This is a genomic window from Nocardioides luteus, from assembly GCF_015752315.1.
GTDB lineage: Bacteria > Actinomycetota > Actinomycetes > Propionibacteriales > Nocardioidaceae > Nocardioides.
In genome coordinates this window covers 1872668-1887499 of sequence record NZ_JADOVJ010000001.1, presented here as the reverse complement: position 1 = coordinate 1887499, position 14832 = coordinate 1872668, and the positions used below count along the sequence as shown (strand labels likewise).

Below are 14832 nucleotides of genomic sequence, written 5' to 3'. Positions count from 1 at the left end.
TCCGGCGATGCCGGCTACGCATAGCGCTGCCGTTCCCACTCGCTGACCGCGTTCTGCCACGCGTGCAGCTCCCATTCGCGCGTGCGCACGTAGTGCGTACAGAACTCGGCGCCGAGCGCATCGTCCAGGCGGGTGTCGCGTTGCCGGAACTCCCACAACGCCGCCTCGAGACTCGTCGGCAGCGCCTCATCATGGTCGTCGAGCCGGTCACGGCTCGGCGGAACCTGCTCGTCGAGCCCCAGCCGAACCGACGCCGCGATCGCCGCCAGAGCCAGGTACGGGTTGCAGTCCGCGCCAGGTCGTCGCAGCTCGAACCGGCTGGAGTCCGGTGTCTTGAGCAGAGCGCGAAGGGCGAACGACCGGTCATCAGGACCACATGCGGCGCTCACCGGCGCGAAGTAGCCGGGGACGAGTCTCTTGTATGAGTTGATCGTCGGGTTGTAGAGGAGACTGAGAGCCGGCAGGTGCTCGAGCACGCCCCAGGCGACGCGGCGGAAGAGCTCGTCATCAGGATCGTCACGAGATGCCCTCAGCACGTTGGCGCCCGCGTGGTCCCACAGGGAGAAGTGCACGTGGGCGCTCGAACCCTCCTCGTGCGCGACCGGCTTGGCCATGAAGTTGGCGCGCAACCCATGCTTGGCAGCGGCTTCGATCGCCGCCAAACGCAACAAGGCAGCGGTGTCCGCGGCCTGCAGCCCGCTCTGAGGTTCGACGTTGACCTCGATCAGCCCAGGCGCGCCCTCACTGTGCAGCACCGACAGCCCCAGTCGGAGCTCGTCGGCGAATGCTCGGAACGTCGTGATGAACTCGCTGATCTGAGACAGGGCCAACGGGCTGTAGCTCAGCCCCGTCGTCGCCGGCTGCCAGCTGTCCGCACGGAACAGCCGGAACTCGAACTCGAAAGCCGCTCTGACCTCGAGGCCACGATCCGCCAGCGCTCCCAGCGTACGTCGCAGCACCTGCCGCGGACTGATGGCGCACGGGGTGCCGTCCTGCTCGTGAAGATCACCGAGCAGCACGTACGAGCTGTCGAACCAAGGCAGCGGGCGGAGGGTCGACGGGTCGGGGCGCAGCAGCAGGTCCTTCGATCCTGCGTTGATCCCCCTGCTGGGCAGCGTAGTGATGGGTTCGTCGACGGGGTCGACAGCAAGCATGAGGTCGGTGGTCGGCAGACCTGCTCCGCGCGCCTGTTCCGAGTGCAGGACCGACGGATCGAGCATCTTGCCCCGCAGGTTGCCGTTGACATCGGGGAAGAGCAGGACGACGGAGCGCGCGTCCACCGGTGCGCCGGCCCGTGAGCCAGGCGTTTCCTCCGAGTGGTTCGTCGCATCCAGCCCGTGATGGCCGAACAGCTGTGTAGACAAGGCGCCTCCCTGGGATCGCAGACAGCGGAGTGAGGTTCCGCCACAAAAGGATCGATTGGCGTTCCAACATACGCGACTGCAGTCGTATCTAGCAATCGATTCTCGACGGCGCGGACATCCGGAGCCGGAGACTTAGATCTTTTCTTGACTCCAGTCGTGTTTCGTGAGTACTAATGGAGCATCACTCAATCCAATATGGCGGGCATTGGCTGGAAGGACGAGAACATCATGACTTCACAGAACACCGGAGAGCGGCTCGAGGCGCAGGCCCTGGAGCACCTGTGGCTGCACAGCAACGACCTGGAGTGGAGCGAGCTCGCGAGCGGTGGGCTCCGAGTCTTCGTCGAAGGCCACGGCTCCACCCTCATCGATGCCCGCGGCAAGGAGTACATCGACGGACTGGCCGGGCTGTTCGTCGTCGCTGCAGGTCATGGACGGACGGAGATCGGCGAGGCGATGGCCGAGCAGGCCGGACGGCTCGCCTACACCGCCGCGTCCAACGCCGCCAACCCGGCCAACATCGCGCTCGCGGACAAGATCAGCTCGCTGACGCCGGGCGACCTCGATCGGGTCTTCCTCTGCTCAGGAGGATCCGAGGCGGTCGAGAGCGCGATGAAGATCGCCAAGCAGGTCCAGGTGATGCGCGGCTACGGGAAGCGCTACAAGATCATCGCTCGCCGAGGCTCCTACCACGGCACCACCTTCGGCGCCGCGAGCTTGACCGGCAGCGCCAGCGAGAAGTACTTCGGCCCCTTCATGGCCGGGGTCAGCAAGGTTCCGAACCCCAACCACTACCGCAACGACTTCGGGCTCGACGGCGAGGCGGGCGACATCATGTGCGCACGCTACGTGGAGCAGGAGATCTTGGCCCAGGGCCCCGAGCACGTCGCCGCGGTCATCGGTGAACCGATCTCGGTGGCCAACGGTACGCACCTGCCGAGCCCGACCTATTGGCAGATGCTGCGCGAGATCTGCGACCGGTACGGCGTCTTGCTGATCATGGACGAGGTCATCACCGGCTGGGGACGCACCGGGAAGATGTTCGCAGCAGAGCACTACGGCGTGGTGCCCGACATCATGACCATGGCCAAGGGCCTGTCCAGCGGATACGCACCCATCGCCGCCGTGGCGGTTCGGTCCTCGATCTTCGACGACTTCCGCCCGTCGGGCCAGGCTCTCAACCACCTGATCACCTTCGGCGGCCACGCCGTCGCCGCGACGGCCGCGCTGAAGAACATCGAGATCCTCGAGCGGGAGAACCTGGTCGATCGCTCGGCAGAGATCGGAAGCTATCTGTTCGAGCTGGCCCAGCGTCTGCGCAGCCACCCGACTGTCGGCGACGTCCGCGGAGGCATGGGCCTGCTGTGCGCCATCGACTTCGTGAAGAACAAGACGACCAAGGAGGCCTGGGGCACGTCGCATCCGTTCATCAAGTTCCTCGCTCTGCGAACCCAGGAGGAGGGCTTGGTCACGCGGGTCTGGGACGTACTGCATCTCGCCCCGCCGTTCGTCCTCACCCGAAGTGAGGCCGAGCGCGCGATCGAGATCGTCGACCGGTGCCTCACCGAGGCCGAAGACAAGTTCGCCAACGAGATCGCGTGACCAGCCGGCCCGCACCTCTTCCAGTTCGGAGCAACACATGGTCAATCCACCCGTCATCGGCGTCTGCGCGGCCTTCGAAGCAGCCCAATGGGGCTTCTGGCACCAGCAGGCAGCGCTGATTCCCTCCACGTATCTCGACAAGATCCACGCCGCCGGCGGCATGGCGATCGGCCTGCTCCCCGATCAGAGTGGCGTCGATCGCCCGTCCCCTCTGGTCGACCGTATCGACGGCCTTCTCCTCATCGGCGGCGTCGATGTCGAGCCGGCATCGTACGGCGCACCCCGAACCGAGCGCACCGAGGCAACCGAGCCGCTGCGCGATGCCTTCGAGCTGGCGCTCGTACGGGAGGCGATGCGTCGTGACGTACCAGTCCTGGGGGTGTGCCGAGGCATGCAGATCCTCAACGTCGCCATGGGCGGGACCCTGCATCAGCATCTTCCCGACGCAGGCTTCGCAGATCACCGCCGCAGCCCGGGACGACTCGACCACGAGACCTTTCACGATGTCGAGGTCGACTGTGACACGCACGCTGCCGCGCTGTCCGGTAGCGGGGTCCAGGTCGTGAACTCCCATCACCACCAGGGCGTGGACGTCCTCGGTGAGGGTGCCGTCGTCACCGCGCGCTCCGTGCCCGACGGACTGCCCGAAGCCCTGGAGTGGCCCGGTTCCCGGTACGTCCTGGGCGTGCAGTGGCACCCCGAGGCCGTCGAGCTCGAACACGCCCTCACCCACTTCGTGTCCACCACGACCCAGACCACCCGAGGACCACTGTCATGAGTGTTATCAACGTCATCGAGCCAGCCACAGAGCGGATCTTGGAGTCGCTCGAGCAGACCGCCCCGTCCGACCTGGACGCGATGGTCACGCGGGCGTCGTCCGCCCAGCGGAAGTGGGCCAGCGAGACACCGCAGACGCGCGCCCAGGTCCTGCTGGCCATCGCCACCGAGATCGACCGGAACCTCGAGGAGATCGCTCACCTCGAGGCACGCAACGTCGGGATGCCCATCAACGACGCACGTGGAGCCGTCGCCGGAGCCGCAGCCACGTTCCGCTACTACGCCGCGGCGCCCGAACGGCTCCTCGGACAGACCATCCCCGTCGCCGGTGGGGTCGACATGACGTTCCGCGAGCCGATCGGCGTCGTCGGCCTGATCACACCGTGGAACTATCCGCTCACGATCGCTGCGTGGAAGGTGGCCCCGGCCCTCGCGACGGGCAACGCCGTCGTCCTCAAACCGTCCGAGATGACCCCGCTCTCAGCACTTCGGCTGAGGGACCTGGCCGTCGCTGCCGGCCTCCCTGAGGACCTGTTCCATGTCGTCCTCGGTCCTGGCTCGACGTTGGGCCGCCAGCTGGTGGACCATCCCACCATCGGCAAGATCGCCTTCACCGGATCGACCGCCGTCGGCAAGGAGATCGCGCGAAGGGCGGCAGACGGCATCAAGCGCGTCACGCTCGAGCTCGGCGGAAAGTCTGCCGCGCTCGTCTTCGCGGACGCAGATCTCGACGCCGCCGCGCAAGGTCTGGCCGGTGCCGTCTTCGGCAACTCCGGTCAGGACTGTTGCGCTCGGTCGCGGGTGTTCGTCCAGCGACCCGCGCTGGACCTCTTCCTCGAGAAGCTCCAGGATGTCGTCGACAACCTGCGGGTGGGAGACCCTCTCGCCGAGAGCACCCAGATGGGCCCCCTCATCTCAGCGGGCCATGCTATGACCGTCGCGGACTACGTGGAGGCAGCACCGGTTCTCTTCCGCGGGTCCGCTCCCTCGGGCGACGGCTACTGGTTCCCGCCCACGGTCCTCTACCCCATCGAGGACGACCATCGGGCGGCGCGCGAAGAGATCTTCGGACCGGTGGTCGCCATCCTCCCCTTCGACGACGAACAGGAGGCGATCACCCGTGCCAACGACACCGTCTACGGGCTTGCCGGCTCGATCTGGACCTCTGATGCGGCGCGTTCGCTACGCGTCGCTCGCGGACTCACCGCCGGTGCACTGGCGGTGAACTCCTACAGCTCCGTTCGGGTCACGACCCCGTTCGGTGGCTTCAAGCAGTCGGGCCTGGGCCGCGAGCTCGGACCGGACGCCGTCGACGCCTACACCGAAGTCAAGAACGTCTTCTTCAACACATCTCCGAACGCGTAAGAGAGGAAAGCACATGCGCATCGGTATCCCCAAGGAAGTCAAGAACCACGAGTACCGGGTCGCGATCACGCCACTCGGCGTGAACGAGCTGGTCTCCCACGGCCACGACGTCGTCATCGAGGCGGGGGCCGGCGTCGGCTCCTCGATCTCCGACGCCGAGTACGCCGGCGCGGGCGCCAAGATCCTCGACACCGCCGACGAGGTGTGGGGCAGCACTGAGATGATCCTCAAGGTCAAGGAGCCGGTGGCCGAGGAGTACCACCGGATGCGGGAGGGACAGGTGCTCTTCACCTACCTTCACCTCGCCGCGGACAAGCCGCTCACCGAGGAGCTGCTCGCGCGCAAGGTCACCGGCATCGCGTACGAGACCGTCCAGCTGCCCTCCGGCGCGCTGCCCCTGCTCTACCCGATGTCGGAGGTGGCCGGCTGCCTGGCGCCCCAGGTCGGGGCGCACGCGCTGCTCAAGGCCCAAGGCGGGCGCGGGGTCCTGCTCGGCGGCGTCGGCGGCGTGGAGAATGCCAAGGTCGTCGTCATCGGCGCCGGGGTGGCCGGGCAGAACGCAGCCAACATCGCCCTCGGCATGGGTGCTGACGTGACCCTGATCGACACCGACCTCGAGAAGCTGCGGATGTCGTTCTGGCGCTACAACAACCGAGTCCACGGGCTGGCGTCGTCCAAGCTGGCGATCGCCGAGCAGGTCCGTCAGGCAGACATGGTCATCGGCGCGGTGCTCATTCCCGGCGCGGCCGCACCGAAGCTGGTGTCCAACGAGCTCGTCTCGCAGATGAAGCCGGGCTCCGTTCTCGTCGACATCGCCGTGGACCAGGGCGGCTGCTTCGAGGACACCCGACCGACGACGCACGCCGATCCCACCTACCAGGTGCACGGCTCGACCTTCTACTGCGTCGCCAACATGCCGGGCGCCGTGCCGAACACCTCGACGTACGCTCTCACCAACGCGACCATGCCGTACGCCGTGGCGTTGGCCAACAAGGGCTGGCAGCAGGCCTGCCGCGACGACCACACCCTCGCCCTCGGCCTCAACACCCACGCCGGCAAGCTCACCAACCGGCCCGTCGGCGAGGCTGTCGGGATCGACACCGAGCCGCTCGAGGACGTTCTGGGCTGAGCTCACCCATGCCGCGCCGGCCAGGTCTCACTTTCCCTCCCCCGGGACCTGGCCGGCGCTCCGTGTTCGATCCACCTCCGACGTACTACATCGGGTGACGCAGTGCGCAAACAACTGTCGAGATCACTCCGGCGGTTCGGGAATGCGAAGCGGAAGCACCGACTGAGCGTTGCGGACCAGTCCTTGATCCAGCGTGTCGGCGTCGACCCCTCGACGCTCGAGCCGGGGCTTGATCACGCGGTGGATGTAGCCGAAACCGTGACCCCCGTACGTCATCAGAGTGGTCTTGAAGATGTTATCGTGCGAGAGCAGCAGACGGTCGGCCATGCCGAGTTCGACAATCCGGACGAGGGCGCTGACCCGTTCGCCGTCGGCCGGGTAGGTGAAGTCGACCTCCGGCTCGTAGCCGGACTGGTAGCCGAACATGTCGAGCTCGAGGTAGCACCCGAACTCACGGTCTTCTCCCGCTGGATCGTGGGCTGGCGAGCCGCCACATCGATGACCACCGAACTCGTCCTGGACACCCTCGAGCACGCCATCTGGACCCGGCGACAAAGCCGGGGTGAGCGACACTGGCGCGACGTCGAGCACGTCGAGATCGAGACCCTGCACTGGGTACACTGGTTCAACCACGAGCGCACCCACAGGTCAATCGATGACCTCACACCCATCGAGATCGAGACCGCGCACTACGCTGCAAGAAACCATCTCTCCTCGATCGGGTAGAGACACCATCAGAAGTGGTGTGTCCCGGGTTCTACGGCGTCTGAGTTTCTGGATTCTGGTGCCCAACACCAGGAGGTTCAGATGGGACGACCGGGCTACCCGGCCGAGTTCCGACGCAAGGTTCTCGACCTACTCGCCGAGGGCCGGAGTGTGGCCAGCGTCGCGTATGATCTCGGGATCAGCGACCAGACGATCTACACGTGGCGCCGCCAAGACCGCATCGACCGCGGCGAGCAGCCGGGTCTGACGACGGCTGAGAAAGGCGAGCTCTCAGCGGCGAAGAAGCGCATCGCCGAGCTCGAGACGGAGTTGAAGGTGGCACGCCGTGCGGTCGAGGTGTTGAAGGAGGAGGAGGTGAGCCCAAAAGGCGATACGCGGCGATCGAGGTGATCGCCGCGGAAGACCTCCCCGTCCAAGTCGCCTGCCGAGTTCTCGGCGTCTCGGAGTCGGGCTTTTACGAGCACCGCGACCGAGCGCCATCGGAACGTGTCATCCGGCACGCGATGCTGACCGACCTCATCCGTGAGGTCCACGCCGAATCCAACGGCACCTACGGCATCCAGCGCGTTCATGCCGAGCTGACGCTCGGTCGCGGGGTCCTGGTCGGCCACAACCAGGTCGAGCTCCTGATGCGTCGAGCCGGCCTGCAGGGCGTCACCGGTCGGCGCAAGTGGAAGCGGATCCGGCCTGATACGATCGCCACCGACCTCGTCGAGCGCGACTTCACGCGTAGCGGCCCGAACCAGCTGTGGGTCACCGACATCACCGAGCACCCCACCCGCGAGGGCAAGGTCTACTGCTGCGTCGTCCTCGACACCTACTCGCATCGGGTCGTCGGCTGGTCCATCGACGCATCCCCGACCGCTGCGCTCGTTAACGCCCTCGGGATGGCGATCGACGCCAGGCTCGGGAAGCGCGAGAACCCGGGCACCATCATTCACTCAGATCAGGGAGTTCAATTCGGCTCCTGGGCCTTTACTCGTCGGGCGAAGGAGTCCGGGCTGCTGGCGTCGATGGGCAGCATCGGTGACTGCTACGACAACTCGATGATCGAGAGCTTCTGGTCGCGGATGCAGGTCGAGCTGCTGGACAGGAAGAGGTGGAACACGCGGCTCGAGCTGGCCAACGCGATCTTCGAGTACCTCGAGATCTGGCACAACCGGAAGCGCCGCCACAGCCAACTGGAGTGGCTCACGCCGATAGAGTTCGAGCGCAAGCGCATCATCCCCGTGGCATGAGACTCCAGAAACCGCGACTACGCGGAACCCGGGACACAGCAGAGGCTCCATCAGACCCGGGGCGATTCACCACGCCGGTCAGGTCGCGGAGCCGCCGTACGTTGTCCCGGATCGTGCCCGGGGCGACGACGATCTCGGCGCGGGCAGGCGACCGTTCAGGGGCAGTCACACGGTTGGTCTGGCACGTTCGAGTCCTTGCACGATCGGGTGTTGGTCAGCGTCGAGGTGGTGGCCGGCGACGCCCCGGTGCGCCGGGCGTCTGCGAACTGCCCAGGTGGCGGGTAGGCGACGCCACCGGCGCCGGTATCGGTCAAGGTTTCGCGATTCTCGGCGATCATGCCAGCGATACAGGTCCGGCATGGCTGTCTTGGCGCTCGGGGTGGGGCCGGTCACTGGCAGCGGTGGGCTTGGACCAATGCGCGTGAAGGCGTTCCCATCGTGAGCCAGGCCAGTGCAGAACCACGGAAGATGCGACGGGACTCCATGCGCGTTCTGAGGATGTCTTCTTGAACGCGCAGAACTAGCGCCCGGAGCTCGACGCGTTCGTCGAGTCTTCGGGTGGCCCAGGCGGCAGCGTCGGGGCCACCCGACCCGACCGCGCCGCTCAGGAAGTGGCCGGTACGCGCATCGGCAAGACGGTCTGGGCGTTGCGCACGAGGATCTGCTCCAGGGTCTCTGCGTCGACGCCTCGGCGCTCCAACCATGGCTTGATGACGCGGTGGATGCGGCCGAGGCCGAATCCACCGTACTTCTTCAGTGTCGTCTTGAACACCATGTCGTGCGAGAGGAGCAGGCGGTCGGCCATTCCTTCCTCAATCATGCGGAGGATGGCGTCGACACGATCAGAGTCAGCCGGATAGGTGAAGTCAATCTCGGCTTCGTAGCCGGACACGTATCCGAACATGTCCAGCTCAACATAGCAGCCGTACTCGCGGGCGATGTCGTAGAACCGCGGGTCACGGGTGAACCCGTCGCAATGCCCCATGATCACGCGACTCATGTCCGCGCCGAACCCAGCAATCAGCTTGGCGACCTGCTCCATCGCCTCAGACCCCGGGACGTAGTAGGGGTTGTGGATCGACAGTGCTGCGCCGGTGTGCAGGTGAGCCTGGACACTCGCGGCCAACACACGTTCCTCGACCGGGTCGATCGGCCATGAAAGCCCGACTTCGCCGACGATCCCGGCGCGGATGGCGGTTCCATCCATGCCGACCTCGATGTCGTCGACGATGCGTCGCGTGATCTCTTCCTCCATCAGGGCCTTCACCTCTTTGGAAAGCGCCTCCGCCACGTAGTAGGTGGAGCCGGCCACGATGTTGACCCCAGAGGCTTCGGAGATGCGACGGAGGCCCTCGGCGTTCCGGTGCATTCCGATGGGCGTCAGGTTCACGACGGTGCCGATGCCGAGACCCGGCAGGTCTCGGAGTTCGTCGATCGAGTCCTGTTCGTCAGTCATGTGCATGTTGCCCCGGTTTGCCACTGGGTTCTCCATCCAGTGCCACAGGTTGTCGAGCCGCGGACTGGCATCCGGATCCGAGTCCGCAAGCGGGTCGTCGCCGGGGTACCAGTACATGTCGCAGACACCCTGAAGGTGCTCATGCGGAAGGGTGCCACCCATCGCAGACGGATCGATGTCACCGAGGACAGTGCGCAGTTGGTGAGACATGGAGCTTCTTCCTTCTTTCTCGAGGGCCCATCAGCCCTCTGCCAGGGGCCGAGGAAGTCGTACGCCCAGCACGCCTCTGACGAACCTCGGTCAAGCAACAACGCGCCCCTCTTCGCCAACCCCAGAGAGACACGACTTGAGTCGCGTTTTGAATCTAACTTGTTGGCTTCTTCTTGTCTAGGGTTGGCACGCAAGAAGTGGCCGGGTTCCGCCCAAGGCCCCGAGTCGATGAATGTCTGCATGGAATCGACACGTGTGGCACCGCTTTCGACCGACTTCAGGCTCCCTTGGCGTACGGAGGCGGAGAACCTCCGCCTCGCCGCCCAGATCGTGCGCCTCGGGAGTTCCCGTGCACCGATGTGGACACGTCGTGGAGACGCGGCCGATCTCGGTCGAGTGAGTGGCCGCAGGAATCTAGGACTTCCCCACGCTGCTGCGTGACGTGGCTGGTATCAGCGGCGCGCTCGTGGGTGTGCTGGCCGATTCTCTGTGCGTGCGAATTCACTATCGACAACCGATGGTGTCCAGGCACAAGGAACATCAGGAGCGCTCTGGACCGATGACGCGGCTGACATCGGCCCCCGATCCGTCCACGACCTGGTCGAGCCCTCTACGCGGACCGGACCGTGGACGCGGTTGAGATCGAGGAGGTGTCGACTTCAGGTTGCATGACCACGCTCACTTGAGCGTGCCGGCGGCCGCCATGCTCTGGACCTCGCGGCGCAGGATCTTCCCGGTGGGGCCCTTCGGGAGGGCATCGAGCACCCAGACTGTCCGTGGGTACTTGTACGCGGCCAGTCGGTCGCGCACGAACGAACGAAGTTCCTCTGGAGACGCCGTCCGATTCGGTTTGAGTGCGACCGCCGCAGTGATCTCCTCACCGAGTTCTGGGTGGGTTACGCCGACGACGGCCGCCTCCGCCACCGCTGGGTGCTCGTAGAGGACCTCTTCGACCTCGCGGGGATAGACGTTGTAACCGCCGCGGATGATCAGGTCTTTCTTTCGATCGACGATCGTGATGTATCCGTCGACGTCCTTGGTAGCGATGTCGCCCGTGCGGAACCACCCGTCAGGGATTGCTGCCGCTGTGTCCCCGGGACGATTCCAGTATCCCTTCATCACGTTCTCCCCCCGGATGGCGATCTCGCCGGGAACCCCGATCGCGACGTCCGTCCCGGCGTCGTCGACCACCCTCAGTTGGCAGCCTCGGACGGCGACACCGATGGTGCCTGGGCGTCGCTCTTGGCCGGGGTGATTGAAACACGCGACCGGTGACGTTTCGGACAGTCCGTAGCCTTCGAGAATCTCGCAGCCGAAGCGCGTTTCGAACTCCACCAACACTTCGACAGGCATCGGGGCACCGCCTGTGATGCAGGTCCGCAGGGTCCGCAGGTCTGCCTCGGCGGCTGCAGCGGAGTGCAACATCGCTGCATACATGGTGGGGACGCCCTCGAACACGGTCACGCGGTCCCGCGCGATCACGTCGAGCGCCTTGGCGGCGTCGAAGCGCGAAATCAATGTGAGGCACGATCCGGCGAGAACCGACGCGTTGAGGGCGCACGTCAATCCGAACACGTGGAACAGGGGCAGACAGCCCATGACGACGTCGTCGGAATCAATCTTGAGCAGGGTCTCGACGCTGGTTGCCGCGTTCGACATCAGGTTCCAATGCGTGAGCTCCGCACCCTTGGGCTGCCCGGTCGTGCCCGATGTGTAGAGGATGACGGCAGTGTCGCTCATGCGACGCGGAACGGCCTCCAAGGCACCGACGTGTCGCAGGCTTGGCCCGCTCAAGGGAACGGGGATCGCGTCGACCCCGAGGTCATTTGCGGCGTCCTGCAGAGCGTCGCTACCCTCGGCAGCACAGTAGGCCAGGCTTGCCATCGAGTCGCTGAGGTAGAACTCAACCTCGCGCTTCTTGAGCAGGGGATTCATCGGAACCACCGCCGCACCAGCAAGGAGTGCGCCGTAGAACGCGACGGGGAAGGCGGGAACATTGGGTAGCGAGACTGCGACGCGGTCGCCCGGCCCTACTCCACGTCCGCGCAGATCTTCGGCGATCGTCGACGCGGCGTCTAGGAGTTCGCGATAGGTGAGGACGTGGTCGTCGAGCCTCACCGCGGGCCGATCGGGCAGTTCCCGAGCTGTCTTGATCAGATTGGTCGCTAGATTCGCCATCGCTCAGCTTCCTGTTTCCGTCGAGGTAGGGACCGGGTCGTCGCCGCACACACCGTTCATCGTGTGCCCACAAAGAGGTCGACCGCAGGATCGGCGCCACCGCCGTAGTGGGAGAACTCGTTGATGCCTGCGCGCACCAAGACTTCTTCATCGAGGAAGGTCTGGGCGGTTGGGCGCTCGGGATCCGTCAGTATCGAGACCGCTGCATCGGCGACGATCTGTGGGTGGCGAGCTTGGGAGATCGCTGGTCCCCCGCCGAGAAGGTTTTTCACGGCGGCGGTCGCGATGGTGGTCTGGGGCCAGAGACAGTTTGCGCGGATGCCGTGCTCGGCGAACTCAGAAGCCCATCCCAGAGTGAGAAGGGACATTCCGTACTTGGAGAGCATGTACGGCGGAAATGCGCCCATCCACCCCGGGTCAAGGTTGAGCGGCGGAGATAAGGTCAGGATCTGGCCGTCATCACTTCGCTTGAGCGCATCTAGGCACGCGCGGGTGAGCATGAACGTCCCGCGTGAGTTGATCGATTGCATCAGATCGAAGCGCTTGGGAGTGACGTCTTCGGTTCCTTGAGTGTTCAGCGCGCTGGCGTTGTTGATCACTATGTCGATTCCACCGAAACTCGAGGTGGCTACATTAACCGCGCGTTCGACATCTTCGATCTTTCGGACGTCACCGACGACCGCTACCGCTCGGCCACCTGCGGATTCGATCTGCTCTACCGCAGTGTGGATCGTTCCAGGCAACCGGGGATCTGGTTCGGCAGTCTTGGCCAGCAGCACGCAATTCGCGCCGTGCCGTGCCGCCGTGATCAGGATCGCTAGCCCGATCCCACGGCTTCCGCCAGACATGACGATGGTTCGCCCGGCGAGGTCGCCTGCCGGTGCAGCGTCGTTCATCAGTTTCTCCTCAATGCAGATCTGTCCACCGGACACTGCAACGGACCCAAGATTTGAGCCGTTGCGATTGAGGAGACGCTGCCCGGAAAACCCGATGAACCCGCGGGCGATCCGGGCACCGTCTCCTCAGTTCACTTGTGCGTCATTCTTGACGCCCGATGCGCGCGAAGACGTCAGGCCGTACTCGCTTGTAGTAGGTCGCGAGGAGGATGCCGCCCGCGAAGGCGCCGTAGAGGCCGATCAGCATGATGGTCGCGAGCGACCTCGAGCCGCCGATCAGCAGGTCGAAGTTCTTTGTCGCCATGATCAGGACGAGACCCAGCGGAATGATTGACAGCACGGGACAGACGATCGAGTTGACGACGGTTGTCATTGCGTCTGCTCTGTTCCTCAGGAGGAAAGCTGGCACAGCAACGGCGGTGAGAAAGAGCAGGAGCAGCAACGAGTAGCTGTACACCCCTACGAAGTGGGCATAGAAGACGTACGGGTCCGATCCTGAGACGGTAAACGGGACGAGGACTGCCAGCACGGCGAGACCAACGAGAGCTGATGCCATGTAGGGCGAGCCATGCTTCGCGTGGGCTCGACCCACGGACGGGTGGATGATCTCGTCGACACCCAGGTTATAGAGATAACGGGCCGAGATGTTGTGGGCAGCCAAGGTGATGGCGAAGCTACTGGTAACCAGCAGGATCTCGGCGATGTTCATGGCAGTCGCTCCCACGTACTCCTGCATGCTCGCCAACGACGAGCCCATGCCGTTCCCGACGGCCGACAGCACGGCCTCGCCGCCGTAGGCATTGATGAAGATCAGCGCCGAGACGGAGAAGAGCGCGGCGACGAGTGCGATGACGATATAGGTGGCGGCAGGAATGGTCCGATCCGGGTCACGAACCTCTTCACGGAAGACCAGGGTCGCCTCGAAACCGCCGTACAACCCGACGCCGAACATCAACGCCAAGCCGAGCGATCCAGAGAAGATGTTGTGCATGGACAGCGGCTGGAGCGACAGGGCATCGATCCCAACTCGAGCGACGACGGCGATGTCGTAGGCGATGACCAATGCAAGTTCGGCGACAAGAAACACCGTCAGCACGTTCGCGGAGACGTCCATGCGGAAGTGCCCCAGCACTGTGACCGCGACGAACGCCGTCAACGCCCACAGCCACCAACTGATCTCGGGTCCGTTGAACAAGTCGGTGCACAGGGACCTCAGCGACACCCCGATGAGAACGTAGATACCGACGAGCGTGAAGTAGTAGCAGATGATGGCGACCAGGGAGGACCCGAGCCCGATCCGTCGTCCCAGACCTGCGGTGATGAAGGCGTAGAACCCGCCAGGGTTGGGGACATGCTTGGCCATTGCGAGTAGTCCCACGGCAAACAGAGCAAGGATGACTCCGGCGATTGCGAACGCAACAGGAGTGCCAAGTCCGTTACCCAGCAGGATCGCTACCGGGGTGTAGGCGAGGAACGCCACGATGGGCGCCTGGAACGCCATGACGGTGAAGACGAGGTGGAAGACGCCGAGGTTTCCCTCTAGCTTCCCGTGCGCTGGCGTTGACTCCGCCGCGGGCACGCCGTGGTCGGTGCCGATCGTTCGATCCATGGTGTTCCTTCGGTGTCCAGTCATCGTTCGACGCGGGGTGTTGGTTCGCGGCCCCGAGGCTGTGATGCGACACGCTGTCGCGGCCAGCAACCGAACGGTGGGGGCTGCGACCCGGCATCGAACACAAAACTACAGACGCGACTTGTGTCGTGTTTCACGATAGGGGGTGGGTCTCGACGTGTCCACCCCAGTGTCGAATTCGGACCCACACGTCCTCGACAGAGCGGTCTTCAGATCCTCAGGATGCGCCGTGAGCTTCACAACCCGAGGTCGCGGCTCAGT

10 protein-coding genes and 1 pseudogene are annotated in these 14832 nt (G+C 64.9%); 5 read left to right on the top strand and 6 right to left on the bottom strand.

The genetic code is table 11. The features are described 5' to 3' along the window. Positions 1-14: 14 nt before the first annotated feature. Positions 15-1280, bottom strand: a complete 1266-nt coding sequence (locus HD557_RS09045; protein ID WP_196873648.1) for a glutamine synthetase family protein — start codon at positions 1278-1280, stop codon at positions 15-17. Between the two features lie 312 nt (positions 1281-1592). Here HD557_RS09045 and HD557_RS09040 point away from each other — a divergent pair, with 312 nt between their 5' ends. The 4 genes from HD557_RS09040 to ald are packed head-to-tail and all read left to right on the top strand — an operon-like array spanning position 1593 to position 6237. Then, positions 1593-2966, top strand: a complete 1374-nt coding sequence (locus tag HD557_RS09040; protein ID WP_196873647.1) for an aminotransferase family protein — start codon at positions 1593-1595, stop codon at positions 2964-2966. A gap of 37 nt (positions 2967-3003) precedes the next feature. Next, positions 3004-3744, top strand: a complete 741-nt coding sequence (locus HD557_RS09035) for a gamma-glutamyl-gamma-aminobutyrate hydrolase family protein (protein WP_196873646.1) — start codon at positions 3004-3006, stop codon at positions 3742-3744. Further along, positions 3741-5108, top strand: a complete 1368-nt coding sequence (locus HD557_RS09030) for an aldehyde dehydrogenase family protein (protein ID WP_196873645.1) — start codon at positions 3741-3743, stop codon at positions 5106-5108. Before HD557_RS09035 ends, HD557_RS09030 begins: the two co-directional genes overlap by 4 nt. A gap of 13 nt (positions 5109-5121) precedes the next feature. Continuing rightward, positions 5122-6237 carry an alanine dehydrogenase gene (ald, locus tag HD557_RS09025; RefSeq protein WP_196873644.1) on the top strand — a complete coding sequence of 372 codons (1116 nt, stop codon included), beginning with the start codon at positions 5122-5124 and terminating at the stop codon, positions 6235-6237. A gap of 123 nt (positions 6238-6360) precedes the next feature. Here the strand turns inward: ald and HD557_RS28125 are convergent, their stop codons facing one another. After that, the gene (locus HD557_RS28125) at positions 6361-6882 is read right to left on the bottom strand and encodes a phosphotriesterase family protein (protein WP_196873643.1); all 522 of its coding nucleotides are present in this window, start codon (positions 6880-6882) and stop codon (positions 6361-6363) included. Between the two features lie 162 nt (positions 6883-7044). Between HD557_RS28125 and HD557_RS09015 the strand changes: the two are divergent. Then, positions 7045-8201, top strand: a pseudogene (locus tag HD557_RS09015) (IS3 family transposase). Between the two features lie 604 nt (positions 8202-8805). Here the strand turns inward: HD557_RS09015 and HD557_RS09010 are convergent. The 4 genes from HD557_RS09010 to HD557_RS08995 form a co-directional block, all read right to left on the bottom strand. Next, the gene (locus tag HD557_RS09010; RefSeq protein ID WP_196873642.1) at positions 8806-9867 is read right to left on the bottom strand and encodes a phosphotriesterase family protein; all 1062 of its coding nucleotides are present in this window, start codon (positions 9865-9867) and stop codon (positions 8806-8808) included. Between the two features lie 678 nt (positions 9868-10545). Then, positions 10546-12045 (bottom strand): long-chain-fatty-acid--CoA ligase, encoded by a 1500-nt coding sequence (locus HD557_RS09005; protein ID WP_196873641.1) that lies wholly within the window; start codon positions 12043-12045, stop codon positions 10546-10548. Positions 12046-12101: 56 nt separating this feature from the next. Continuing rightward, positions 12102-12941: an SDR family oxidoreductase gene (locus HD557_RS09000; protein WP_196873640.1), complete on the bottom strand. Its 840-nt coding sequence runs from the start codon at positions 12939-12941 to the stop codon at positions 12102-12104. 142 nt (positions 12942-13083) lie between these two features. Beyond that, positions 13084-14550 carry an APC family permease gene (locus HD557_RS08995; protein WP_196873639.1) on the bottom strand — a complete coding sequence of 489 codons (1467 nt, stop codon included), beginning with the start codon at positions 14548-14550 and terminating at the stop codon, positions 13084-13086. Positions 14551-14832: the final 282 nt, after the last annotated feature.